We start from the raw sequence: 25,229 nt of genomic DNA, 5'->3' as shown, positions 1-25,229 counted from the left end.
CAGACGACATCGAGAGGAGGCGACGGGTGAACCGCAGGAGGCTGCGCAAGCTGGTCGACGAGGTCGCACGCGACCTCGACCTGCCGCCCGACGCCACGCACCAGGAGGCGAGCCGCCGCGTCTGCGAGCTGATGAGCGAACGGCTGGAGCGCCGCGTCGACGTCCGGTTCGCCGCCATCACGAACGCGGTCTGCCTGAGCGGCGCGACCGCGTTGCTCGAGAACGGCACCTATCTCGTCATCTGCGCCGACTCACCGTCGTGGTACCACCGTCTGCACGTGCTGCTGCACGAGTTCGCACACGTGCTGCTGAAGCATCAACCCGTTGCGCTCACACGGGACGAGGGCATGCGTCGGCTCGCACCGCACCTGCTGCCGAGGATGGCGAAGATCATCGCCGGCCGCACCACGCTGACCGAGGACGAGGAGCGCGAGGCCGAGAACCTCGCCGACCACCTGCTGGAAAGGCTGACCGAACACCGGGTGTGGGCCGACACGGCCGCCACCGAGGAGCCCGCGCACGTGCGCCGGGTGGCCGAGTCGCTCGAGGGAAGATCTCGCTGGGTGCGTCGTGGCGATCTTTAACCTGATCTACCTCTCGTGCGGCATCGTCGGCCTGCTCCTCCTCGCGTACAAGATCCGCGCGCTGCGTTCGAGCTGGGGCAGCCCGCGCGTCGTCGCGTTGATCTCGACCGTGTTCTTCTCGGCGTTCGCCGTGCTGTTCGCGGCGCCGGCCAACATCACCTGGATCAACTGGGTCTCCGGCGTCCCGAACTTCTCCGCGCTGCTCGTCTACAGCCTCGTGGTGTGCTTCGCGGGGGCGGCGTTCGCGCTGGTGCTGTACTGGCGCTACCCGGCGGCCCAGGCGTGGCACCGGGTCCGGCTGATCGTCGTCAGCTACACGACCATCGTCGCGACGATGGTCGTGCTGTTCTTCAAGTCCGAGGTGGACGAGGAACGCCAGATCGACTTCGACACACACTACGCGACGCAGCCGACGATCGCGGTGTTCCTGTTCATCTACCTCGTGGCCACGATGGTCGGCTGCGGCGGTCAGGCGTACCACTGCTGGCAGGGTTCGCGGGATCCGGCGATCTCCGCGCGGCCGTGGCTGCGGCTCGGGCTGCGCTGGTACTGCGCGGCCGCGTTGTTCCCGATGGCGTTCGCGGTCATCAAGCTGTTCGTGCTGCTGATGGACTGGGCGGGCGAGCGCAGCTTCGACGTGCTGAGCACCACCGCGCCGTTGATGGCGTCGCTGTCGATGATCCCGCTGGTGATCGCGATGGCGCTGCCGGTCTTCGGGCCGCGCCGCCCGTCGCCGTCGCTGTGGTTGCGGCGCTGGCGCACCTACTTCGCGTTGCGGCCGTTGCACCGCGCGCTGGTGCACGTTAACCCCGGCATCGTGCTGGTGGCGCCGGGCAAGTTCCTCAACCCGCACCACCGCGTGCGGCGGCAGATCATCGAACTGAACGACTGGCGCTGGGCGCTCACGCCGTACTTCGACCTGAACGTCGGCGAGGCCGCGTCGTCCCGGGCGGCGCAGGCGTCGCTGAGCAAGGACGACGTGGCCGCCGTCGTGGAGGCCGCCCAACTGCGCGCCGCCGGGTCCTCCGGCCGTTCGAAGCCCGCGCAGCGCCGTCCCGCCTCGGAGATCGTCGACGGCACCGACCTCGCCACCGAACACGACAGGTGGGTGCGGATCTCGCGGGCGTACCAGCACTCGCCGATCGTCGACGCCGCCGTCGCCGACGCGGCACGGGTGGATGCAGCAGGGGGAATGGATTAGATGGCACCGACACACGCCGTGGTCCTCGGCGGCGGACTCTCCGGCATGCTCGCGGCGTCCGTCCTCGCCCGGCACTTCGACGAGGTCACCGTGGTGGAGCGGGACAAGCTGCCGGACGGCCCCGCGTCCCGTTCCGGCGTCCCGCAGGCCCGGCACGCCCACCTGCTGATGTCCGGTGGCGCGCGGGCGATCGAGACGGTGCTGCCCGGCACGCTGGACGCGTTGTTCTCTGCTGGCGCACACCGCATCGGCGTGCCGAACGACCTGGTGTCGCTGAGCGCACAGGGATGGGTGCCGCGGTTCCCCGAGATGCAGTTCATCGTGTCGTGCAGCCGCAGTCTGCTCGACTGGGTGGTGCGCTCCCAGGCGTTGCGGGACGACCGGATCTCGGTGCTGACCGGCACCGAACCGGTGTCGCTGCTGGGGTCTTCGGACGCCGTGACCGGGGTGGTGGTCGAGGACCGGGTCTCCCAGGCGCAGACCACTCTCGAAGCCGATCTGGTGCTGGACGCCTGCGGGCGTGGTTCGCGGTTGCCCGCCTGGCTGGTCTCGCTCGGGCTGCCCGAGGTGCGTTCGGAGAGCGTCGACTCCGGTCTTGCTTATGCCACGCGGATCTTCCGTGCGCCTGCCACGGCCGTGTCCGGGTTCCCGATCGTCAACGTGCAGGCGAATCCTCGTGACCCGCACCCCGGCTGCACCGCCACGTTGCTGCCCATCGAGGAGGGGCGGTGGCTGGTCACGCTGTCCGGCACGCGCGGCGGTGAGCCCACGACCTCGGAGTCGGAGTTCGTCGCGTTCGCCCGGTCGGTGCGCAATCCGGTCGTCGGCGATCTGATCGCGGAGGCCGAGCCGTTGTCGCCCGTGTACGGGTCGCACAGCACGGCGAACCGGCGGATGTTCTTCGAGCGCTTGCGGGACTGGCCTGCCGGGTTGCTGGCGCTGGGTGACTCCGTTGCCACCTACAACCCCGTTTACGGGCACGGGATGTCGATCGCGGCGCAGAGCGCCGAGGTGCTGGACGCCGGGTTGGCCGCCGGGCAGTCGGCGCACCAGATCCAGCGCGGCATCGGCAAGGTGGTCGACGGGGCCTGGGCCATGGCCACCAATCAGGACATCCTGTATCCGGGGGCGGTCGGGAAGCCGTTGCCGCTGGCCGGGCGGGTGTTGCAGCGGTACGTGGACCGGTTGGTGCGGACGGCCACCACGGAGGCGGCGGTGACGCGGGCGTTCCTGGACGCGTTCACGTTGTCGGCGCCGATGGCGAACCTGTTGAGTCCCAAGGTGTTGTGGGCGACGTTGCGCGGGCCCCGGTCCGCTTCGCCGGAGCCCACGCTGACCGAGGACGAACGCGAGCGGGTGACCGGCTGATGTACGACCTGCAGGCCGCGATCGCTCCGGCCGGGGTGCTCGGCGACGGCGCGGTGCCGCTCGCCCAAGGCCTGGAACTGCTGCCGCTGCCCGACGGCCCGCAGGAGGCGCGGCCCGCGGAGTGGTCGTCGCGCGGGCCGGTCGCGCTCGTGGACGCCGAGTACTTCGGTGGTGTGGGCACGCAGCGGGCCGAGGTCTGGGACCAGGGCCACCGCGTGCTCGGGCCGCTGGTGCGCGGGCACGACGACCCGGCGCCGGACGTCTCCCCCATCTCGCTCGCCCTCCGGCGGCTCGGTGCCGTGGGCGGCGAGCCCCACGACGAGTTCGACGCCGTGGGGCTCGGCCGGCACCGGGACACCAGCGACTGGGTCACGTCTGCGGAGTGAACACCGCGCTCTGCACGTAGTTCATGGCTTCCACGAACACCGGGTCGGCCATCCGCGCGGCCATCTCCTCCTCCGTCGGCTGCGCGACCCGCTGGTGCACCCACCACAGGTTGCCGTAGGGGTCGGCGAAGCGGCTGACCCTGTCGCCCCAGAACAGTTCTGTGGGCTCGGTGACGACCCTGCTGCCCAGCTTCGCCGCTCGGCGCAGGACTTCGGCGTCGTCGGCCACGTAGAGGCGCAGGAAGCCCGGGGTGGGGGTCCAGTCCGGCTTGTCGAAGAGCATCACGACCGAGTCGCCGATGCGGACCTCGGCGTGGCCGATGTTCGGGGCCTCGCCGACGCGGCCGAGGTCGGTGGCGTCGAAGACCTCGACGATGAAGTCGATCAGGTCCGCGGTGCGGCCTCGGCTGATCAGCCACGGCGTCACGGTGTGGTAGCCCTCGGGCACGACGTTCATGCGGTCTCTCCCCTTCAGAAGTGCTTCGAGGACGACCGTATGGCGCATGTAGGACCAGATCGGTCCTAGTTTGTGCTTAGGTTGGCGACCATGAGTGATGCGGCTCGGTTGTTGCGGCTGCTGTCCCTGTTGCAGACGCCCCGGGAGTGGCCCGGCAGCGAACTCGCCGAGCGGCTCGGGGTCACCGGGCGGACCGTGCGGCGGGACGTCGACCGGTTGCGCGACCTCGGGTATCCCGTCGAGGCGACGCTCGGCGCGCTCGGCGGGTACCGGCTCGTGGCGGGTGCGGCCATGCCGCCGTTGCTGCTCGACGACGAGGAGGCCGTGGCGATCGCCGTCGGGTTGCGGACGGCCGCGCGGCAGCCCGTCGCGGGCATTGCCGAGGCGTCGCTGCGGGCCTTGGCGAAGTTGCAGCAGGTGCTGCCACCGAGGCTGGGCCGGCGGGTCTCGGCGCTCACGAAGGCCACGTCGGCAGCGGAGGCGTCGTTCGCCACGCTGGTCGATCCCGGGCAGCTCACGGTGATCGCCTCGGCCACCACCGCGCGCGAGCGGGTGCGGTTCGCGTACGTGACCAATGAGAGCGCGGTCTCCAAGCGGCACGTGGAGCCTGTTCAGTTGGTAGCGCTCGGCCGGCGCTGGTACCTCCTCGCCTTCGACGTGGAACGGGACGACTGGCGGATCTTCCGGCTGGACCGCGTGTCCGAGGCGTTCGCCACCGGGGCGCGGTTCACTCCTCGCGTGCCGCCCGGCGGGGACGCCGCGGAGTTCGTGACGCGCAAGATGTACGACTCAGCGCCCACCTACCGGGCGCACGCGACCCTGCGGCTGCCCGCGGACCTCGCGCGGGCCCGGCTGGCGGACTTCGCCGGCGACATCACCCCGGTGGACGACGACTCGTGCACCTGGCACAGCGTCGAGGACACGATCGACTACCTCGCGTTCCGGCTGACGCTGCTGGGCTGCGACTTCGTGGTGCACGGGCCCGACGAACTCCTGACGCACCTGCGCGGCCTGGGCGAGCGGATCACCCGCTCAGTCCGGTGAGGCCCTGATCCCCAGCACCGGCTGCCCGCCCAGCACGCCGGAGTACGCGCGGTCCCACGGCCAACGCCCCGCGGAATCGGCGTGCACGAGCTGCAACGCCGCGATGCCCTCGCCGTACAACCGCGCGGACACCAGCAGATGCGCCCACGGCCGTGCGACGCGCACGACCTCCAACAACCGACCGGACACGGTGAAGCGCTCCCCCGGCGACGGCAGGCACACGCGCACGACGTGATCAGCCGCCGAGTCGAGCAACCGCCCCGCCTCCAGCACGGGCAGGCCCGTCACGACGAGCTCCGGCAGGCCGTGCGGGCTCAGGCCGACCGTGTAGGCCCACGGTGGATGGGCTCTGTCCCGGTCCATCGCTTGCACGGCCCACCCTCGCGCGTCGATGCAGCGGCGCAGGGTGGCCAGGTGTTCCTCCATGCGGTCGGCGGGGTGGTCGCAGTCCCAGCACATCGCGGTCTCCTCGGATCGGTGGTGGATCCAGTGTGCCGAGGAGCACCGACAAGATCGTTTGAGCAGTTCGTTGACAGAAAGTGGACAAACGATCTGTGGGCCGTCTGGATCGTTAATCTGCGACGCACGGAGGATCGTGCATGCGCCAACGAACGCGTCTCACCGCGGCCGTAGCAGCTGCGGCCGTGTCCACCCGCCGGTCCTCCCGATCGGACGGAGACATGGGCGACATAGGACCCGGTAATGCGGCACGGCCCACAATGGACGCCTGGGGCTGCGGGGCCTGAATGCACTTCGAACCCGGCACCCCGCTCGCGGACGCGGTCAAGGCCGCCCGGTCCGCGGCACTGCGCGGCAACGTCCTCGGCGTCGACCTCGCCTACCGCCGGGCCGCGCTGATCAGCCCGCTGGTCGCCCACGACCACTGCGCCACCCTGCTGAACCTCGGCGCGGTGTCCAAGGCCGCACAGCGCTGCGACGAGTACCTCGGCCGCACCAAGGACACGACCCTGCGCATCCTGCGGACCCAGATCCGCAGTGCCGCAACGGATCACACCGCCGCCGAGCAGGACGTCCGCGAACTGCGCAAGCTCAAGCTCACCGAACTCGAACAGGCGAGGCTCGCCCGCGTCGCCGCGCTGGCCGCCGCCGACCGCTACGACTACCCCACCGCGGAGAGCGAGTTCGACGCCGCCGAACGCCACTTCCGCCGCGCCGGACGGCCCGAACACCTCGAACACGTCGGCCGGGACCGGGTCCTGCTCGACGTCCGCAGGGGCAGCCGCGTCTCGAAGATCACCACGACCCCGCCCAGCAGTCCCGCCGAGTTCCTGCAACGGGCCACCGCGCTGCGTCGCGAGGTCCGCTACGACGAGGCACTGGCGTTGATGACGAGGTGCGCCACCAGTTACCAGATCGAGCCCGCGCTGCGGTTCGCCGTGCTGTTCGAGCTGACCGTGCTGCTCGTGATGACCAGGCAGGCCGGTGCGGCCCGCCGCCTCTTCCCGCTGCTGGTCGCCGCGGCGGGCCCGGACGCGATCTCCCGGCTTCCCGACGCCACCCAGACGTTGCGGCCGGAACGCAGGCTCACCCACGTGCGCCGCCTGATCGCCGACGACGAACTGCTGAAGGCGGAAGGCATGCTGGGCGAGGGGAACTCCCCGCTGTGGCACCTCACCGCCGCCGAACTCGCCTACGCGCAGGGAGAACTCGAACAGGCCGCGAAGCACTTCGAGGTCGCCAGCAGGTCGGGCCACACCGAACTCACCGCGCTCGCCCTGCGCAAGCTCGGCGACACCTTCGCCGACGCGGGGCACGAGGCCCTGGCGACCCGGCACTGGGCCGAGTCGAGGAAGGTCGAGGAGAGCGTCGCCGACCACCGCGACAGCTCCAGCGTCAAGCTCAGGATGCTGCGCACCGCCCCCGACGTGCGCGACGGCCGGGTGCGCGCGGCCGCCCGCCGCGTCCACCGCGAGGGCGCGAAGGCGTTGCCGGGCCTGGTGGTCGCCGTCGAGGCCGCACGGGGCACGGCGCTGGCCGACCACCGCGACCTGCCGGGGTTCGTCGAACTGAAGGCCGCACGGCGCTGGCTCGCCCGCGCCACCAGGCATCTCGCCAACGACCAGGCCGTGTGGCTGATGCACGCGACCCCGGACCAGCTGCACCACGTGCTGATCAAGGGCCGCCGGATCACGCACTTCACGACCGACGTCCACATCGGCGACCTCACCGACACGATCCGCCGCATCAAGGCCTGGAAACCCCGCTACGACCCGGCGATCCTCAGCGCGCTGCTCCAGGAGCTCAGCCGCGAGATCGCACTCGACGAGGTCGTCAAAGCCCTGCCGCCCAACGCGACCAGGGTCGTCGTCGTGGCGGACGGCCTGCTCGCGGACGTTCCGCTGACGGGCCTGCCGGTCGCCGGCACGCACCTCGGCCGGCTCCTCGCGTTGTCCAGCCTGCCGAACCTGTCGGCGCTGCGCCCGTTGCACCGCCGTGCGCGCGGGCAGCGCGGCGATCAGGCCGAGATCGTCGGGAAAGCCGAAGAGCTGCAACGAGTTCTGGACGAACGCCGCTGCCAGCGCGTGCGCATCAACGCCCACGGCATGCACGACCGCATGAACCCCGACCTGTCGTGGCTCCAGTTCACCGACGAACAGATGTCCGCCGAAGCGTTGGCGGAGCTGGACTTCAGCGCGTTCGGCACGGTCGTGCTCGGCGCCGCCGACATCGGCTTCGCCCACGCGACCATCACCGCCGGCACGTCGTCGGTCCTGGCCGCCCGCTGGCAACCGGCGGCCGACGCGCAACGCAAGATGCTCGACGCGTTCGACCACCACCTGGCCAAGTTCCCGAGAGACCTCGCTCTGCAGCACGCGCTGAAGGAAGTCGCCGACCGGCACCCGGCTGATTGGGCCTGCTGGTCCCTGCACGGCGACGCGGGCGTTCAGACCTCAGCGGGCCCGCTGCGCAGAAGACTCAGGAAGGACGGAGACCCCGTGCCGCTCGAAACCCGCCCCAAGGTGTTCCTGTCGTTCGCCGGGAAGGACCGCGGCCACGCCGAGAAGCTCCGCGCCGAACTGGAGGCCCGCAACGTCAACGCGTACCTGGACGAGAACGAGGCCGAGGCAGGCGACACCGCGACCGCCGCGATCGACGAGGCGCTGGCGACGTCGGACTACTACGTGCTGCTGTGGTCGGAGAACACCCCGCACCGCGAGTGGATCGCGGCGGACTGGACGGCGGCGTTCAACCTGGAGATGACGCGGCGCCGCGCGTTCCTGTTCATCGTGCGGCTGGACGAGGAACCGCTGCCGCCGCTGCTCGCGCCGCGCAAGCACATCGACCTGGTGGACGCGGCCGACCGCCTGGTCGCGACCTGGCGGGCCGACCGCAAGTCCGAGCTTCCCGTGTTCCCGCAACCGGTCCCGCCGACGCCGGACGGCCCGACGGTCGCGATCTCCGTGCGCAGCCACGACCTCGGCACCACGCACATCGTCATGACCCCGTTGCACCTCACCGGATCAGCGCTGTACCGGTCGGTGTTCGAGGCGCTGCAGCTGCCGACCGAGCAGATCACGTTCGACGGCACGATCGGCATGCGCTTCACCTACGAGCTGTACCAGCAGAACGAACCGATCGCGGCCGACGAGTCCACTGTGGAGCTCGCCTCCGACGTCGTGGACATCGCCGTCCGCGTCGAGTCGTTCAAGCAGGACAAGGAGACCGACGAGGGCTTGGACGTCGACCAGCAACGAATGCTGCTGGTCGCCGCCTTCCGCCACCTGCTCCCCTGATCGGGTGAATTGGTCGACCGCACTCAGCTTTTGACGCCTTCAACGCCTGTCATCGGTGAAGGTCGCCTCACGGCGGTGAACGACGCAGGCGGGCGCTGAAGGGAAGGCTGTTGAGCACACCGGACCAGGGCTTCACCGAGTTCTTCCGGAAGTGCCTGCCCGTGGTGACGCGGACGTTGACGGCCCTGAGCGGTGATTCGCGCGTGGTCGAGGACATCGCACAGGACGCGATGGTGATCGCACGGCACCGATGGCACGACATCCACGCGTACGACAAGCCCGAGGCCTGGGTGCTCAAAGTCGCGATACGGCTGATGAGGCGGTGGCAGCAGCGCGACCGCGAAACACCGGTCGCCGAGCTGCCGGACGTTCCGGAGCCTTCTGGCGAGGCCGAGGCGCTGCACGCCGCGTTGCGCGAACTCTCGCCCCGGCATCGCGAGACCGTGGCGTTGCACCACCTGCTCGGCTACTCGGTCAGCGAGATCGCCGCCGTGCTGACCGTCGGCGAGTCCACCGTGCGCACGCACCTCACCCGCGGCCGGGCCGAGCTGCGGCGCATCCTCGGAGGCAGTGATGAGTGAGCTGCTGGACGACTTCGAACTCGACGAGGCCGTCGAACGCCAGTACCACCTGGGCACCGAGGCCGAACGGGCCGGACGCCTGCGGGACGCGGCCGTGCACTTCCGGGTGGCCGCCGACCAACGCCTGGGCGACGGCGCGGTGCGCTTGGCACGCGTGCTGTTCGCGCTCGGGCAGGAACCCGAGGCTCGTCACTGGTGCCGTCAAGCCGTCGCTGACGGCTTCCCCGAGGCGGCGGACCTGGCCGAGGAGAACACGGCCGCACGACAACGCTTCCTGGAGCACGCGGCCCGGATCATGGTCGGCGCGCCCACGTTCGACTGGGTCCCGTCCGGCGTGCCGTCCGTTCGGGTACCGGTCGACACCATCACCGCGCGCACCAGGGCGTTGCGCGTCCTGGACGAACGCTACGGCGGATTCGCCTGCCACAGCGCGGTTCTGGCACACCTGGCCGAGATCGAACCGATGATCGTCGTCGGCGACCCTCCCACGTGGACCGCCGTGGCCGAGGTCTGCGAACTGGCGGGCTGGACGGCGTTCGACAGCGGCCTGCCCGGTACCGCCCTGCCCCACTTCGCGCACGCCCTGACCCTCGCCCGCCAGGCCGAGAACGAGGCGCTGATCGCCTCCGTCCTCACCCTCGTGGGCCGAATGTTCCTGCACCACAACGCACCCAACGACGCCCACCGAGCGTTCCAACTGGGACTGGTCGCGGCACACAACGCCTGGGCGGACCGCCGCACGCTGGACGACCCGCCCACCGCCATCACGTCACTGACGACAAAGCTGGGTACGTACGGCGAAGGCCGCGCCCGAACCCTGACCCTGACCGCCCTGGCCCGCAACCACCTCGCCCTCGGCAATCTCGAGCGAGCCACCGAATTCGCCGCCCAGGCAGTCGATGCGGGCAGGAATCTGCGGTCGGCCCGCGCCGACGACCAGCTGACCTGGCTGGCGGCAGAAGCCCGCGCATCAGGCGCAACGGCACTGGCAGAACAGCTTTCCTGATCCTTCACCCAATCCGGGCCGATACACGCCTGCGCACATGCGAGTAGGTTCGTCGACATGGCCGAGCCGTTCGCATGGGTGCCCGCAGGAATCAACACGGACGTGCCCAGCGCGGCACGCGTCTACGACTTCCTGCTCGGAGGTGGCCACAACTTCGCCGCCGACCGCATGGTCGGCGAAAAGGTGCTGCACGTCCTGCGCGACGGCCGCGCCATCGCCTCGTCGAACCGCTCGTTCATGCGCCGAGCCGTCCTCCTGATGATGGACCAGGGCATCACCCAGTTCCTCGACCTCGGATCGGGAATCCCCACCGTCGGCAACGTCCACGAAATCGTGCAACAGGAAAACCCGGACGCACGGGTCGTGTACGTCGACTACGACGAAGTGGCCGTCTCCCACAGCCAACTCATCCTGGAGGACAACGACAACGCAGGCGTCGTCCAAGCCGACATGTGCCGCCCGGACGACGTCCTGTCCGACCCGGTCGTCAAGGACCTGATCGACTTCACCAAGCCGGTGGGCCTGCTCATGGTCGCCGTCCTGCACTTCGTCTCCGACGAGAAGGGCCCGGCCGACGTCGTGGCCCGCTACCGCGACGCCATGCCGCCCGGCAGCCTCATCGCCCTCTCCCACCTCACAGCCGACTTCAAGCCGCAGGAGATGGGCGCCGTCGTTGACGCCATGCAGCACAGCCGCGACCCGATGTACTTCCGCTCCCTCACGGAGTTCGAGCCCATGTTCGCCGGCCTGGACGTCCTCCAGCCGGGCGTCGTCTCGGCGCCGCAGTGGCACCCGGAACTCGGCCCGGCCGGAGAAGGTGGTCCGGCCGACGTCTACGTGGGCATCGGCCGCAAGTCCTAGCGGAACTTCCAGGCCTGCGCCGCGGTTCCGTTGCAGGTCCAGATGTTCAGCCGGGTGCCCGGCGTCGTGGAGGCGTTCGGGTTGTCCAGGCACAGGCCCGACTGCGGGTTCTGCACGGAGCCGTCGGCCCGCACGCGCCACTGCTGCGCGCCCGTGCCGTTGCAGTCCCAGAGCTGGACGATCGTGCCGTTGGTGGTGCCGCTGTTGCTGACGTCGAGGCACTTGCCGGAGATGGCGATGGTGCCGTCGGCGACCACTCGCCAGCGTTGGGCGTAGGAGTTGTTGCACGTCCAGGTCTGGACCGGGTTGCCGTTGGCGGTGCCGCCGGCGTTGTTGTCCAGGCAGAGAGCGGGGTTGGCGGCCAGTTCGACGGCGCCGGTGCCGGACGGGAGGCGTTCGGCGGGCAGGGCCGGGGTGTTGCGGTGGTAGAAGTCGACGGCCAGGTAGTTCGGGGTCTTGCGGGCCGCCGGTTCGCAGAAGCGCTGGGCTCGGTTGACGGCCTTGGAGTTGTCGGTGGCGACGGTGTTCTCCATCGGGACGTCGCGGAAGTGGTTCATCACGAAGAGCGGGCGGAAGTTGGTATCCGTTGCGGTGAGCGGCTTCTCGCCCCACCGGGAGTAACAGGACCAGTCGGAGCCGCCCACTCCTGCGCCCATGGACCAGTAGTTCTCGACGGTCCAGTCCTTCTGGTAGAGGACGCCTGAGTTCTCGCGGCCGTCCCGGCCGTGGTCGGTGAAGATGAGCAAGCGCTTGCCCGTTGCCCTCATCTGGGACAACGTCGGCCAGCCGTTCTCGCGGACGCCCTCGGCTCGGAAGAGGACGTCGTTGAGGCCGTTGACCCGTGCGAGCTCGGACCGCAGGACGTCGGCGGAGACGTAGTCCTCCAGGAAGACAGTGACGACCTCGGTGGGGCGGGACTTCAGGAAGTCGACGATGCGCTGGATGTCGACGTTCAGCGCGACGGGCTTGATGACGGCCGTGCAGCTGTTGTGGCAGAGGATGGCGCCATCAGGGGTTTGGTGGATGTCGAGCATGAAGCCGCGGACGCCGTCGTTGAGCTGCTGCACGATGCCGCGCGACTGGTTCGGGGCGATGTTGGCGAACATGAAGCCGCCGTCGACGCCGTTCGCGTAGGCGTTGTGGGAGGTCAGGAACGTCATCTGGTCCAGGCGCGGATCGGCCGGGACGGGGACGCGGACCGGGTTGACCGGGGTGAGGTACCAGGTGTCGTTGCCGGTGCCGACGCGGACCTGGTCGGTGCCGGAGGCGATCAGGTAGCGGTCGGCGCCGGGGTCCTTGAAGCGGTATCTGTCCTGGTCGTCGAGTTGGCCGACCCATCGGGCGTCGGGGCTCGAGCAGCTGATCATCTGGGCGGTGTCGCCGGTGCGGCCGAGGCACTGGCCGCCTTCGGAGAGGGTGCTGCCGTTCCACGAGAACTGCTGGCGGTCCTCGTTGCCCTTGGGGCGGTGTTGCTGGACGGCGGTGCCGGAGACGGCCGCGTTCTGGCCGGTCACGGCGCTTTGCAGGTAGTAGTCGCCGTTGGGGGCGGCGGCTGCGTCCACCGGGACGAGCAGCAGCGACAACAGCGCGAGTGCAGGGATGATGCGCATGGGGTGAAGGCTCGCTCATGGACGTGAACATGAAAAGGATTCATGCCGAAATCCGTCCGAACCGAGACATCGGTGAGCCGGGCCACAGAAGTCGATGCAGCGGATCGGGGCGCGGGCGGGGTTTCCCACTCCGCAAGCGACCGCGAACGAGAAGGGGGCGGCGTGGGGTTCGACCAGTTCGTCGCTGATCGGCTGGACCGGCTGTTGGGGTACGCCACGGCCATCACCTGCGACAAACATCTGGCGCAGGACATCGTGCAGAACGTGCTCATGCGCGCGCAGGGCAAGTGGGAACGCATCGGGGCGATGGACGCGCCCTACCTCTACGTGAAGCGCATGGTGACCAACGACTACCTGTCGTGGCGCCGTCGCAAGGCCGCGAGGGAGATAGCCGTCGAACGCGCGGAGCTCGCGCAGCACGTGCCGTCGATGGCCGATCCGGCCGACGCACACGCTGAACGTGACGCCATGCGCGCGCGGATCGCCGTGCTGCCGCGCAAGCAACGTGCGGCGTTGGTGCTCAGGTTCTACGAGGACTGTTCCGACGCGGAGATCGCACAGGTGCTCGGGTGCACGGAATCGACCGTGCGCAGCCAACTCTCTCGTGCGCTCCAGACGTTGCGCACCCACGAACTCGCCCGATCCGCCACCCTGGGGGTGCAAGCATGAACGACCTGATCCGTCAGGCCATCGAGGCCGAGGCCGGGGAGCGCGTCGACTCCCGGACGGTGCTCGCGAACCTGCACAAAGCCAAGAAGCGCAAGCCGCTCGGACTGATCATCGGCGTCGCCACGCTGACGGCCGCAGCCGCCGCGGCCGCCGTCATCATCCCGACGACGATCAAGAAGACCGACGCGGCGCCGGCCGCGAGCACTCCGGAACCGCAGAACGTGCTGGTCATCGGCACCGACGGGTGGCACCACGCGGACTCGCTCGTGCTCGCCCGCGTCGAGGGCGACGGGTCGGCCACGCTCGTCTCACTGCCGCGCGACATGTTCGTGGGGTCGAGCGCCGACCGGTTCAACAGCCTGTACATGCGGGACCCGCGCAAGCTCACCGACGCCGTCGAGCAGCTGACCGGGGCGAGGATCGACCACTGGGCGGCGATCAACATGACCGCGTTCGGCCAGGTCGCGGCTGCCGTGGGCGGTGTCGAGGTGTGTCTGAAGGCACCGGTGAAGGACCAGTACAGCGGCGTCGACCTGCCCGCCGGCAAGCAGCAGATCTCCGGCGACCAGGCACTCGCGTTCCTGCGGCAACGGCAGGGCCTGCCCAACGGCGACCTGGACCGGGTGAAGCGGCAGCAGGCCTTCCTCGCCGGGCTCGCCGCGAAACTCGGCGGCGACAAGGCGCTGATGATGGCCCAGCAGGTCAAGGAGACGATCCAGGTCGACGAGGGCTTCGACGTGGTCGGGTTCGCGGCGCGGTTCCAGGGACCGGTGAAGATCCGGACGGCGACGCTGCCGGTGGCCGAGTCGGTCGCGCGCGACAGCACCTACGGATACGCGGTCGAACCGGCTCAAGCGAGGCAGTTCGTCGAGAAGCAGTTCGGCGGCGCGGCACCCGTGCAGGACGGCTGCGTCGACTGACGATCACTCGGATGGAGCATCAAGTCGCCCTTCTGCGCAGCCGATGACCTGCATGTAGCGCGATCATCGGCCGCTACGATCAATTCGTGCGCGAACCACTTGAACGTGACTCCGAGATCGCGCACATTCGTGAAGCTCTGGACGCAGCCACCCGTGGTGAGGGTCGCGTCGTCGTCATCGAGGGCCGTGCGGGCATCGGCAAGACCAGGCTCGTGCACGAGTGTCGTGAGCTGGCCAAGGAGCGCGGGTTCGGCAGGCTCCAGGCGGTGGGCGACGCGCTGGAGAGCGCCATGGCGTGGGGCGTCGTCCGGCAGATGGTCGAACGGTCCGTGTCGCGGTACTCCGGCGAGCTCCGCGAGAAGATCCTGGCCGGGCCGTCCGGGGCGGCGCTGAAGGCTCTGGACGACGCCGCGCTCGACCCGAGTCAGGCCGAGCTCGCCCGCACGTTGCACTCGTTGTGGTGGGTCGCGGTGGACCTCTCGTCCACCCGCCCGCTGCTGATCACAGTGGACGACGCGCACTGGGCGGACCACTCGTCGCTCCAGTTCCTCGTCTACCTGTCCCGCCGGATCGCGGACCTGCCGATCGCCCTGGTCGTCGCGACGAGGCCCCCGCTCGACAACTTCGGACCGCTCGCGCAGCTCAGCGTGTCCGCCGACCGGTTGCTGCCGCGTCCGCTCACGGCGGACGCGCTCGGCGAACTGGTCGGCGGGCACCCCGAGGTGATCACCGCCCTGCACGCGGCGAGCGGCGGAAATCCTTTCCTGTCCGGGGTTCTGGTCGACGAACTCAACGCGCTCGGCCTGCCGCTGGACGCACCGGAGACGGCGGAGAAGGTCGGCTCCCTCGGGCCCAGTACGGTCTTCCGCGCCACGCTCGGACGGCTGCCGGCCGAAGGCGTGGCGCTCGCGGGCGCGGTCGCCGTGCTCGGCACGCACGCCGATCCCTGGCAGTCCGCCGAACTGGCCGAGGTCACCGACCTCCCGGCCGCCGTCGAGGCGCTCACCGCCGCCAACGTCCTCCTCACCGGCGAACACCTGGAGTTCGTGCATCCCGTTGTGCGAGAGGCGGTGCTGGCGAACCTGGGCCCGATCGCCCGCGCCTCGCTGCACGCGCGGGCCGCTCGGAAACTCCAGGAAGCCCACGCTCCAGCCGACCGGATCGCCGCCCACCTCGTCCACGCTCCCAAAGGGACACTCCCGAACGCTGCCGAGGTGCTCAGGAAGGCCGCGGCGGCGTTGCTCGCGGCCGGCGATCCCCGCACGGCCGCAGGACATCTGACCCGAGCCGTCGACGAGAAGCCGACGGACGCAGGACTTCGCGCGGAACTCGGCCGAGCGCTGCTGCGAGTCGGCGACGCGGTCAACGCCCACCGGCACCTCAAGGCAGCGGCGCAGGGCCTGCCGGACGCCGAACTCGTGGCGGCAGCGGCATCGGCAACGGCCGCGCTCGAAGGTCCGGCCGCAGCCATCGCCGAACTGACCGAAGCCATCGACGCACGGCCCGATGGCGAGTCACGGCTACACCTCGAAGCACGGCTCGCGGTGTTCCGCTCGTTCCTCCCCGACCAACGCCAGACCGCATCAGCGCACCTCAGCGCGTACGCGGGCCTGGCAGGCAGCACCCCGGACGAACGCACGCTGCTCGGCCTGCTCGCCCAGATGGGCCGCTACGAGGTGTGGCCGCACGACGAGGTCGCCACGACCGCAACGCGCGCGCTCGCAAACGGTGCGTACCTCGACGACGCGACGGGCAGCACGGACGCGATGGTCGCCTGGCTGGTGGCGTTGCTCGCGCTGATGGCCGCCGACGGCGTCGACACCGCCCGGCACGAGATCGAGCGCGCCCGGCTGAAGGTCCGCGCCCACGGCTCACCGATCGAGTTCGCGATGGTGGCGAACGCGTCGCTGTTCCTGAACTGGCGCTGCGGCACCATGCGGGCCGTCGAGGCGGAGGCCGAGGGCGCGCTCGCCGCCGTCGCGCACGAGGACCCGGTGTCCGAGGTGATCAGCCTCCGCGCGACCTCGACGCACTTCGCGGTCTACGCGGCCCTCGAACGAGGCGACGTCGGCGCCGCGAAGGCGTTCACGACGGCGTTCGACAGCAAGCACGCCGACTCCCGCCTGACCATGCCGATGATCTGGCTGCACGAGGTGCGCGCGCTCACGGCGTTGGCCGAGGGTGACGCCCGGCGCGCCATGTCCGAGGCCTACCGCCAGCGCGACGCCATGCACCAGGTGCACGTGGACCCGCCGACGATCCCGTGGCGTGCCCCGGCGACGAGGGCAGCGCTCCTGCTCAACCAGCACGAACTCGCCCTGGAGTTGGCCGCCGAACAGCTCGACGTCGCCCGCAAGTGGGGTGCGGCGACCGAACTGGGTGCCGCCCAGCGCCTGCTCGCCCACGCCTCCCCCGACACCCGCCTGGACCTGCTCACCGAGTCGGTCAGCGTGCTGGAGCAGTCGCCGTCACGCCTGGAGCTCACCCGCTCTCTCGTGGACCTGGGTGAAGCCCTACGCGTCGCAAGAAGAAGAACCGACGCACGCGAGCCGTTGCACAAGGCCATCGAACTGGCGGAGGCGTGCGGCTCGACGATCCTGCAGACCCGCGCCTCCGAGGCGTTGGAGGCGCTCGGCGACCGGCCGCGCAGGCAGGTCGTGCTGGGGGCGGAGGCGCTCACGGCGTCCGAACGCCGGGTGGCCGACCTGGCCGCGGCGGGCCGGGCGAACCGGGAGATCGCGCAGGAGCTGTTCGTGACCCCCAAGACGGTCGAGAACCACCTCGGCCGCATCTACACGAAGCTGGGAATCGCAGGTCGCAGGGACCTCGCACGCGTCCTTGCCTGAGACAGAGCGACATGGGGGTGTCCCTGATACACCCAACTTTCGGGCCTGAACGTTGAGGGTCGTTCCCTCATGCCCTTGGGGGTTCGCCTCGGCGAATCTTGTGTCACCGCAGGGGAACACAGGAACTCGAAGGGGACACCGAAATGATCCGCAACGCTCTCGTCGCCGCCGCCGCTCTGACCGCCGTCGTCGCTCCCGCCACCGCGATGGCCGACCCGATCATCGGCACGCCGGCCCCGTGCGTCGGCGCCTCCGACCTGGTCGGACCGCAGTTCAACGTCAAGAAGTGCGGCATCAGCGACGTCGACCAGCACCGCGCAGGCCTGGAGAGCAACGGCGGCGCGTACTGCGGCCCGGCCTCCCTCTACAACGTCCTGCACTACTGGGGCCACGAGAAGAACGCCCCGGTCGGCTGGCTGACCACCAAGGTCGGCAACCTCGACCCGAAGGACCCCGCCGACTTCAGCGTCATCACGAACTCGATCTGGCGCATCGGCGTCGACGCCAAGTACGACGGCGGCACCAACCTCACGAACCTCCGCAAGGCGTGGGACATCGCCACCAAGCCCGCCCGCGACGCCGGTTGGAGCACCTCCACGGGTGTCGTGAGCACCAACAACGTCAGCGACTTCGGCGGTGAGCTCGCGAAGAAGCTCAACGAGGGCCCGATCCAGCTGGTCTACGGCCGCTACAAGGCCGGCCCCACCACCGGATCGTTGCAGCGCAGCGGCGGTCACATCGTCACGGTCGTGTCGGCCACCGGGTCGTTCAACGGCAACACCATCCAGCTCAAGCTCGCCGACCCGGGCCGTGCGGGCGACAGCGGCCAGGGCAACTACCTCTACACCCAGTCCGCCTACGAGTCGCTCGACGTGACGCTGACCAAGAAGGTCCTCAACGAGTACGTGCCGGTCAAGGACGACGAGAACACCCGCGAGGACGAGTCGATGCAGCCCGGCACCTACCGCACGGTGACGCGCTGGGAGCTCACCGGCCCGCGCTACGTCAGCGACACCACCCGCCAGATGGTCGAGGGCTTCAACTGGTTCGACATGGCGAAGTAAGTACTCGGGGCAACTGCTTGAGGCAGCTTGGGGCCGCGCTCTTCTTGAGCGCGGCCCTAGCCTGGTTTCATGCCCAGCCGCGATCGGGAACGCACCCGCCGCCGGTTGCTGGACGCCGCGTTCGTCGAGTTCGCCGCCTACGGGATCGCCGGGGCGCGGATGGAACGCATCGCCCGGTGTTCGGCGGGTCTCGCCTACACCTACTACGGCGGCAAGGACGAGCTGTTCGACGCCGTGCAGTCCGAGGTGGTGGGCGCGTCGTCGGTGGAGTTCGACGCCCGCGACCTGCCGGGGTACGCGGGCCGGTTGTACGACCTCCAGCACCAGCACCCCGAACTCGCCCGGCTCGCGACGTGGCAACGGCTGGAACGGCGCGGATCGATCAGCAGGGCCGCGGACGTCGAGTCGATCCGGTCAGCGCAGGAGCTGGGGCTGGTGTCCGCGCGGTTCGCCCCCGAGCAGGTCTTGCAGCTCGTCCAAGCGATCGCCTCGATGTGGGCGTCGGCGCCGTCGACCTCGGACCACGTGGTGCGGCGGCAGACCGTCGAGGACGCGGTGCGCAGGCTCGTGGAGCCCTGAACGAGGGTTAACGTGGAGGCATGCGTGTTCTCGTGGTCGCCGCTCCCCTTCTCGGTCACGTCTTCCCGGTGATGCCGCTGGCGCTGGCGTTGCGCGACGCGGGCCACGAAGTCCTGGTGGCGACGGGTGGCGAGGCGCTGCGCGTGCGTGATTCGGGCTTGCCGGTCGAGGACGTCGTGCCGTCGAACGTCCGCTTCGGACCGATCGCGTTGCGCATCATGCTGACGCATCCGTTGGTGGCCAAGAGGGAACTGCGCGGCAGCGGCCGGCTCGACTTCGTGTCGCGGCTGTTCGGGGCCGTCGGGAACGCGATGACGGCGCCTTTGCGGGAGCTCGCGGACCGGTGGCGGCCGGACGTCGTGGTGCACGAACCGCTGGCCGCCGCCGGGTCCGCGCTGGGCGTGCCGTCGGTGGTGCACGACGTGTCGTTGTTCGACGGGCTGGAGCTGACGGCCGCGGTCGGTGCCAGGATGAAGGCCGAAGTGCGTTCTCCCGCAACGGTTCTGCGCACGGCACCGCGGTCGCTCGCGGAGTTCGCCGGGGGTGAGCCGATGCGGTTCGTGCCGTACAGCGGGGACGGTGAGGTGCCCGACTGGCTGGCCGGGCCGTCCGGCAGGCCGCGCATCCTGGTCAGCCGCAGCACCGCGCCCGGTCCGGGAGCGGGGCGGATGATGGCGGCCGTGGTGCAGGCGGCCGAGCGGGTCGACGCCGAGTTCGTGCTGGTGCGTCCTGACCGGACCGACGGGCTGCCGGAGAACGTGCGGACCGTCGGCTGGGTGCCGATCCCGCGGGTGCTGCCGTTCTGCGACGGGATCGTGCACCACGGCGGCGCGGGGACGTTGCTCGGCGCGCTCGCGGCCGGGGTGCCACAACTCGTCGAGCCGGGGCCGGGTGACCGGACCGTGCACGCGACGGCGGTCACCGGGCGCGGGGCGGGGCTGCGGGCCACGCCGCGCGAGGTGACACCGGAGCTGCTGACCTCGCTGATCGAGGACGCGAAGCTCCAGCGGGCGTCGGGCGAGGTGCGTGCCGAGATCGCCGCCATGCCGTCACCGGCTGCTGTCGCCGATCGGTGGGAAAGTGTCCTGCATCAGGGGCAAAATTCACGCGAATGACTCCCGCTCCATTCGGGGAGCACCTAATGTGTCCGCGTGCGCATTCTCTTTTCGAGCCTGGGCTCGCACGGACACGTGTATCCGATACTTCCGCTCGCGATCGCCGCCCGCGAGCAGGGACACGACGTTCTCTACGCCGTCGACAGCGGATTCCACGCGACAGTGGAAAAGCTCGGTCTGACGGTGGTCGACGCGGGCATCAGCATCTGGGACGCGTTCCGCCAGGCCAACGCACTGCACGGCACCGGCGAGTTCCGGCGCGACATGCTGCGCCAGACGGCCGTCGACGCGTTCGGATCGCTGCTGCCCAGGGCGTTCGTGAACGATCTGGAGCCGGTGCTCGAGCGGGACAAGCCGGACCTCGTCGTCTTCGAGCTGATCAACCCCGGCGCGGGCCTCGCCGCCATGCGCGCGGGCATCCCGGCGGTGTGCCACGGTTTCGGCAAGATGGACGGCGACCTCGTTCCGGAGGCGATGAGCAACCTCCTTTTGGAGTACGTCGCCGAACTCGGCATCACCTTGCCGAATGGGCATCATTACGGACTCGGATCGACTTATCTGGACGTCTTCCCGCCGTCTTTGCAGGACCTGGACTTTCTTTCGGACGTCGATCGCATTCCGATGCGACCCGTTCCGTTCGCGGAACCGGGCGAATTGCCCGATTGGGTCGTGGCGCACGAGAAGCCGCTCGTCTACCTGACGTTCGGCACGGCGTTCTCGAATCCGGAGGTGCTGAAGACCGCGGTCGCCGGGCTCTCCGGGCTCGACGCCGAGGTGCTCGTCGCGACCGGGCCGCAGGTCGACCCGTCCGTGCTGACCGACGTGCCGGGCAACGTGCACGTGCTGCCGTGGGTGCCTCAGGCGGATCTGCTCGCGCACGCAGATCTCGTCGTGCACCACGGCGGCGCCGGCACCACGGTCGCCGCGATGACGAACGGCCTTACGCAACTCGTGCTGCCACAGGGCGCCGACCAGTTCCGCAACGCCGACATCGTGCGGGACACCCGCCTCGGCGACCGGCTCGTCGGCGAGGAGTTCACCTCGGACGCACTGCACGAGATGGCCCGGAAGTTGTTGCGGGACAACGATGTTCAGGCGGCGAACGAGACCATCAAGGCGGAGATCGCCGCGATGCCCGCCCCCGGCGAGGTCGTGCCGAAGCTGGTCGACCTGGCCGGGTGAGAACGGGACCGGTGCCTAGGACAGGGCCTACTCGCTGGGCACCGGTTTCAACGCCGACAACACGTCGTCGACGGAGTCGTACAGGGCGAGGACGTCGGCCACGCCGGTGACCTGCAACGGTCTCCGGACGGCCCGCTGCGGCGCGACGACGTGCAGCTTCTTGCCGTGCCCCTCGGCCATCTCGTGTGCCGTGATCAGCGTCGAGATGCCGGTCGAGCCGAAGAAGCTGACCAGCGTGAGGTCGGCGACGAGGGCAGGCCCCGCGGTGTCGAAGCCGAGCCGAACGGCGTCCAGCACGACGTCGGCCGTGTCGACGTCGATCTCCCCCTCGACCGCGATGACCACCACTCCGGCCACTTCCGTGGCACGTGCCGTGAGCAGCGGTGATTCCTGGAACTCTTCTTCGTTCACCAGCACTCCCCGGTGGCCGAAGCGCACGAGACTAGGACTCCGAGCACGCTGCTGAACCCGGCTACGTCCCCGACGTTACGGCCGTTGCCTTCCTCCCACAACCTACCTCGCGGCGTAGCGGAAGGTGCGCGAACGTCCGACCACGAACGGTCGTGCCTGGTCGAACACCTCTTCGTGCTGCTGCTCGACGCCGAGCACCGGTGAGATGAGCTTGAGCAGGTGCGTCGCCTCGGTGTCGAGCGCGCCGCCGAGCGGGAGGAGGCCGAGGAAGATCTCGGCGCTGGAGTTCTCGGCAGTCTCGCGCGCCGCTTGGAGCGCCTCCAAGGGCACGTCCTTCAGGAGGACGTTGTCGCCGCTGTAGGTGTGCGGGGGCAGTGGCCTGCCCGCTGCCTGCGCGAACGGTTTGACGCTGAACTCCTCCTTCAGGGTGGGGGCGACGCGGAGGTGGGCGATGTCAAACGCTTGCGTGCTCGCGAACGTGACGCGCACGACGTCGCCGAGGGTGGTGAACGACGGGGTGACGTGGTCCGGCAGGTCCCAGTCTTGGAACGCCTCCAAGACCCGTTCGGCGTGGTCGGCCGCGTAGAACAGCTCGCCGGCGTGGACGTTCTCGATCGGCAGGAGCTCGAACTCCAGCGCGGTGACGACGTCGCCGACCTTCTCGGTCCTGGTGACGCGGTCGCTCGCGAAGCCGAACTCCCTTGCCAGCACGCTGAATCCGCCGCCGAGGGTGTAGCCGACGACCCCGACGTCGCTCGCGTCGCCGCTCAGCGGGGCGAGGCCGTGCTCGGCGGCCTGGTCGATCACCTGCTGCCAGACCGCGCCCGCCTCGACCCTGGCGGTTCGGGTGCCGGCGTTGATCTCGACCTTGTTCAGGCGCCTGGTCGAGATGAGGACGCCCGTCGTGGCCGTGATCAGGCCGTGGCCGGTGGTCTGGATCGCGTACTCGTGGCCGTGGGCCTCGGCGTACCGGACGGCTTCCTCGACGTCTTGCACGCTCTCCACGGCAAAGACCACCTGCGGTTCGTGGCGGAGTCCGGTCTGGAAGCCGCTGCGTTCCTCGTCGTAGCCGGTGTCTCCGGGGTAGAAGATCTGCATGCTTCCAGGGTGGTTGGCCTGGTGCTATATGTCCAAGATCTAGTTCTGCTGGCTTCTATAATCGTTGGTTATGGAGCTTCGGCAGCTGGAGTACTTCGTCGCGGTCGCGGAGTCCGGGTCGTTCACGCGGGCGGCGGAACGGGTGCACGTCGCGCAGCCCGGGGTGAGCGCGCAGATCCGGCGGCTGGAACGCGAGCTCGGGCACGACCTGCTGGACCGCTCCGGGCGGACCGTGACGCTGACGGACGTGGGCGCGGCGGTGCTTCCGCTGGCCCGGGCGGCGCTGGGGTCGGTGGAGTCGGCGCGGCGGACCGTGGAGGAGATGGCCGGGCTGATGCGCGGGTCCGTGCGCGTCGGGATGGTCGTGTCCTGCGGGATCATGGACCTGCCAGAGTTGCTGTCGTCGTTCCACTCGTCGTTCCCCGCGGTGGAGATCACGTTGGCGGAGGCCAATTCCGACGCGCTGATATCGTCCCTTGTGGACGGTTCGCTGGACTTCGCGCTGATCGGCTACGCGGGTGCTGCGCCGGACGGACTGGCCGTCCGGGTGCTGGCCGACGAACGGCTGGTGGCGGCCGTCTGCTCATCGGATCCCTGGTACGGCAGGGAATCCGTGTCGGTGGACGAGCTGCTGGGGCGCGGGTTGATCTGCCTACCGCCGGGAACCGGGTTGCGCGGGGCGTTGGACGCCGCGTGTGGCACTCGTGCGCCGCGAATCGCGTTCGAGGCCTCCTCACCACCGATGGTGATCACGCTGGCGGAGCGCGGGCTGGGCCCGGCGATCCTCGCCGAGTCGATGGTGTCCGGCCTGCACGCCGTGCGGATCACCGATCCCGAACCGCACGGCGCGCTGGCGTTCGCGTGGCGCGCCACCGGCCCGCACAGCCCGGCCGCGCGGGCGTTGATCCGACTGGCGGAAAATGGGATGACAGCGGTCTAGACCGCCTGTCACGATCACCGCATGTTCCTGACGGCTGAGCTCAACACGCACGCGGGTGTTCCTGCGGGTGCGCTCGCCGTTGCCTCGGTGCAGCTGAACGGCGCCCGACTCTGACCCTTCTCCAGTCCATCCTTCAGGACCACTGGAGGAGGGTTGTAGCGGTCCATCGGTTCTGAGCCACCGGTTCGCCTTCGAGGAACAGAGAGATGAAGCAAGAGTTCGTGCGCGCCAAGCCGCACCTCAACATCGGCACCATGGGCCACGTCGACCACGGCAAGACCACCTTGACCGCGGCCATCACCAAGGTTCTGTCCGAAAAGGACCCTTCGGGCACGACCTTCACGGCGTTCGACCGGATCGACCGGGCGCCGGAGGAGCTGGCCCGCGGCATCACGATCAACATCGCGCACGTCGAGTACGAGACGCCGACGCGGCACTACGCGCACGTCGACATGCCCGGCCACGCCGACTACGTGAAGAACATGATCACGGGTGCGGCGCAGCTGGACGGCGCGATCCTCGTGGTGTCCGCGGAGGACGGCACGATGCCGCAGACGCGCGAACACGTCGTGCTCGCGCATCGCGTGGGCGTGCCGCACGTGGTGGTGGCGCTGAACAAGGCCGACGCGGTCTCCGACCCGGAGCTGCTCGACCTGGTGGAGCTGGAGATCCGCGACCTGCTCTCCCAGTACGGCTTCGACGGCGACGCCACACCCGTGGTCCGCGTCTCCGGCCTGCGCGCGCTGCAGGGCGACCCGGCGTGGGTGCAGTCGGTCGTCGACCTGCTCGACGCCGTGGACACGCACGTCCCAGTGCCCGAAAGGGATCTGAGCGGTGCGTTCCTGATGCCGATCGAGAACGTCATGACCATCACCGGCCGCGGCACCGTCGTGACCGGCGCGGTGGAACGCGGCGTGCTCGGCCTCGGCGACACGGTCGAGGTGCTCGGTCTCGGCGCGGCGGTGACCTCGGTCGCCACCGGCATCGAGACGTTCGGCAAGCCCATGCAGCAGGCCCAGGCGGGAGACAACGCCGCGATCCTGCTGCGCGGCGTCAAGCGCGGCGACGTCCGGCGAGGCCAGGTCCTGGCCCTGCCGGGCAGCGTCGCGCCGCACACCAGGTTCCGCGCGTCGGTGTACCTGCTCTCGCACGCCGAGGGCGGCAGGCACACCGGGATCGCGTCGAACTACCGCCCGCAGTTCCACTTCCGCACCGGCGACGTCGTCGGTGTGGTGGAGCTCGACAGGACGCTGGCCATGCCAGGGGACACCGTCGAGGTCACGGTGGAGCTGGGCAAGGCGGTGGCGATGGACACCGGGCTGGGCTTCGCGATCCGCGAGGGCGGCAAGACCGTGGGTGCCGGCACGGTCGGCGAGATCCTCGCCTAGGCGGCGGTTGACGGCCCGAGAAGGTGGTCGCGCTGCCTTGGAGAGCGCGGCGGGATATTGTTGTCCCGCCGCGCTTTTCGTCACGTCACGGTGAGCATGGCGCGGAGTTCCGCGTTGTCGTAGGGGACGGAGCGGGCGAGGTAGAGCTCGTCGAACGGCCGGAT

Annotated in this window: 23 protein-coding genes; 18 read left to right on the top strand and 5 right to left on the bottom strand. The window is 69.8% G+C overall.

Annotated elements, in window-relative coordinates:
• The first annotated feature begins 26 nt into the window (after positions 1-26).
• From JNUCC0626_RS39815 to JNUCC0626_RS39800, 4 genes are read left to right on the top strand one after another with little or no spacing between them, the layout of a single operon-like run.
• On the top strand, positions 27-584 hold the full coding sequence (locus JNUCC0626_RS39815; protein ID WP_394615821.1) for a hypothetical protein: 558 nt from the start codon (positions 27-29) through the stop codon (positions 582-584).
• Complete coding sequence (locus JNUCC0626_RS39810; RefSeq protein WP_394615820.1) at positions 571-1,785, top strand: MAB_1171c family putative transporter; 1,215 nt, start codon at positions 571-573, stop codon at positions 1,783-1,785. Before JNUCC0626_RS39815 ends, JNUCC0626_RS39810 begins: the two co-directional genes overlap by 14 nt.
• Positions 1,786-3,153, top strand: a complete 1,368-nt coding sequence (locus JNUCC0626_RS39805) for an NAD(P)/FAD-dependent oxidoreductase (RefSeq protein WP_394615819.1) — start codon at positions 1,786-1,788, stop codon at positions 3,151-3,153.
• Positions 3,153-3,539, top strand: a complete 387-nt coding sequence (locus JNUCC0626_RS39800; protein WP_394615818.1) for a hypothetical protein — start codon at positions 3,153-3,155, stop codon at positions 3,537-3,539. The genes JNUCC0626_RS39805 and JNUCC0626_RS39800 overlap by 1 nt, the downstream gene beginning before the upstream one ends.
• On the opposite strand, the gene JNUCC0626_RS39795 is transcribed toward JNUCC0626_RS39800, so the two are convergent.
• Positions 3,523-3,996, bottom strand: coding sequence for a VOC family protein (locus JNUCC0626_RS39795; protein WP_394615817.1), 474 nt, complete (start codon positions 3,994-3,996; stop codon positions 3,523-3,525). The two genes, JNUCC0626_RS39800 and JNUCC0626_RS39795, sit on opposite strands and share 17 nt — an antisense overlap.
• 90 nt (positions 3,997-4,086) lie before the next feature.
• Between JNUCC0626_RS39795 and JNUCC0626_RS39790 the strand changes: the two genes are divergently transcribed.
• Entirely contained in the window at positions 4,087-5,040 is a 954-nt protein-coding gene (locus tag JNUCC0626_RS39790; protein ID WP_394615816.1) for a helix-turn-helix transcriptional regulator, read from the top strand.
• On the opposite strand, the gene JNUCC0626_RS39785 is transcribed toward JNUCC0626_RS39790, so the two are convergent.
• Positions 5,029-5,499, bottom strand: coding sequence for a DUF4262 domain-containing protein (locus JNUCC0626_RS39785; protein ID WP_394615815.1), 471 nt, complete (start codon positions 5,497-5,499; stop codon positions 5,029-5,031). The two genes, JNUCC0626_RS39790 and JNUCC0626_RS39785, sit on opposite strands and share 12 nt — an antisense overlap.
• A 287-nt stretch (positions 5,500-5,786) precedes the next feature.
• On the opposite strand from JNUCC0626_RS39785, the gene JNUCC0626_RS39780 reads away from it, so the two are divergent.
• The 4 genes from JNUCC0626_RS39780 to JNUCC0626_RS39765 all read left to right on the top strand — a co-directional run bounded on the left by JNUCC0626_RS39780 (position 5,787) and on the right by JNUCC0626_RS39765 (position 11,243).
• A complete protein-coding gene (locus tag JNUCC0626_RS39780; RefSeq protein WP_394615814.1) occupies positions 5,787-8,795 on the top strand; it encodes a TIR domain-containing protein in 3,009 nt (1,002 codons plus the stop codon).
• A gap of 110 nt (positions 8,796-8,905) precedes the next feature.
• Positions 8,906-9,376: an RNA polymerase sigma factor gene (locus JNUCC0626_RS39775; protein ID WP_394615813.1), complete on the top strand. Its 471-nt coding sequence runs from the start codon at positions 8,906-8,908 to the stop codon at positions 9,374-9,376.
• Positions 9,369-10,382 (top strand): hypothetical protein, encoded by a 1,014-nt coding sequence (locus tag JNUCC0626_RS39770; protein ID WP_394615812.1) that lies wholly within the window; start codon positions 9,369-9,371, stop codon positions 10,380-10,382. The genes JNUCC0626_RS39775 and JNUCC0626_RS39770 overlap by 8 nt, the downstream gene beginning before the upstream one ends.
• Before the next feature lie 57 nt (positions 10,383-10,439).
• The gene (locus JNUCC0626_RS39765) at positions 10,440-11,243 is read left to right on the top strand and encodes an SAM-dependent methyltransferase (protein WP_394615811.1); all 804 of its coding nucleotides are present in this window, start codon (positions 10,440-10,442) and stop codon (positions 11,241-11,243) included.
• On the opposite strand, the gene JNUCC0626_RS39760 is transcribed toward JNUCC0626_RS39765, so the two are convergent.
• Positions 11,240-12,853, bottom strand: coding sequence for a ricin-type beta-trefoil lectin domain protein (locus JNUCC0626_RS39760; protein ID WP_394615810.1), 1,614 nt, complete (start codon positions 12,851-12,853; stop codon positions 11,240-11,242). The two genes, JNUCC0626_RS39765 and JNUCC0626_RS39760, sit on opposite strands and share 4 nt — an antisense overlap.
• A 162-nt stretch (positions 12,854-13,015) precedes the next feature.
• Here JNUCC0626_RS39760 and JNUCC0626_RS39755 point away from each other — a divergent pair, with 162 nt between their 5' ends.
• The 7 genes from JNUCC0626_RS39755 (at position 13,016) to JNUCC0626_RS39725 (ending at position 21,228) form a co-directional block, all read left to right on the top strand.
• Positions 13,016-13,522, top strand: a complete 507-nt coding sequence (locus tag JNUCC0626_RS39755; RefSeq protein ID WP_394615809.1) for a SigE family RNA polymerase sigma factor — start codon at positions 13,016-13,018, stop codon at positions 13,520-13,522.
• Entirely contained in the window at positions 13,519-14,442 is a 924-nt protein-coding gene (locus JNUCC0626_RS39750) for an LCP family protein (protein WP_394615808.1), read from the top strand. The genes JNUCC0626_RS39755 and JNUCC0626_RS39750 overlap by 4 nt, the downstream gene beginning before the upstream one ends.
• Before the next feature lie 86 nt (positions 14,443-14,528).
• Entirely contained in the window at positions 14,529-17,288 is a 2,760-nt protein-coding gene (locus tag JNUCC0626_RS39745) for a helix-turn-helix transcriptional regulator (protein ID WP_394615807.1), read from the top strand.
• Positions 17,289-17,431: 143 nt separating this feature from the next.
• Positions 17,432-18,352: a hypothetical protein gene (locus JNUCC0626_RS39740; protein WP_394615806.1), complete on the top strand. Its 921-nt coding sequence runs from the start codon at positions 17,432-17,434 to the stop codon at positions 18,350-18,352.
• 69 nt (positions 18,353-18,421) lie between these two features.
• Positions 18,422-18,931: a TetR family transcriptional regulator gene (locus JNUCC0626_RS39735; protein WP_394615805.1), complete on the top strand. Its 510-nt coding sequence runs from the start codon at positions 18,422-18,424 to the stop codon at positions 18,929-18,931.
• Positions 18,932-18,951: 20 nt separating this feature from the next.
• A complete protein-coding gene (locus JNUCC0626_RS39730) occupies positions 18,952-20,046 on the top strand; it encodes a nucleotide disphospho-sugar-binding domain-containing protein (protein WP_394615804.1) in 1,095 nt (364 codons plus the stop codon).
• Between the two features lie 36 nt (positions 20,047-20,082).
• Entirely contained in the window at positions 20,083-21,228 is a 1,146-nt protein-coding gene (locus JNUCC0626_RS39725) for a glycosyltransferase (RefSeq protein ID WP_394615803.1), read from the top strand.
• A 27-nt stretch (positions 21,229-21,255) separates the two neighbouring features.
• On the opposite strand, the gene JNUCC0626_RS39720 is transcribed toward JNUCC0626_RS39725, so the two are convergent.
• A complete protein-coding gene (locus tag JNUCC0626_RS39720; protein ID WP_394615802.1) occupies positions 21,256-21,639 on the bottom strand; it encodes an STAS domain-containing protein in 384 nt (127 codons plus the stop codon).
• A 102-nt stretch (positions 21,640-21,741) separates the two neighbouring features.
• Positions 21,742-22,737 carry an FAD-binding oxidoreductase gene (locus JNUCC0626_RS39715; RefSeq protein WP_394615801.1) on the bottom strand — a complete coding sequence of 332 codons (996 nt, stop codon included), beginning with the start codon at positions 22,735-22,737 and terminating at the stop codon, positions 21,742-21,744.
• 70 nt (positions 22,738-22,807) lie between these two features.
• On the opposite strand from JNUCC0626_RS39715, the gene JNUCC0626_RS39710 reads away from it, so the two are divergent.
• Positions 22,808-23,677, top strand: a complete 870-nt coding sequence (locus JNUCC0626_RS39710; RefSeq protein WP_394615800.1) for a LysR family transcriptional regulator — start codon at positions 22,808-22,810, stop codon at positions 23,675-23,677.
• A 206-nt stretch (positions 23,678-23,883) separates the two neighbouring features.
• On the top strand, positions 23,884-25,065 hold the full coding sequence (gene tuf / locus JNUCC0626_RS39705; protein WP_394615799.1) for an elongation factor Tu: 1,182 nt from the start codon (positions 23,884-23,886) through the stop codon (positions 25,063-25,065).
• Positions 25,066-25,229: the final 164 nt, after the last annotated feature.

Source organism: Lentzea sp. JNUCC 0626, assembly GCF_043632865.1.
Lineage (GTDB): Bacteria > Actinomycetota > Actinomycetes > Mycobacteriales > Pseudonocardiaceae > Lentzea.
The sequence above is the reverse complement of the archived record's forward strand: the minus strand, read 5'-3'. Positions and strand labels throughout refer to the sequence as shown.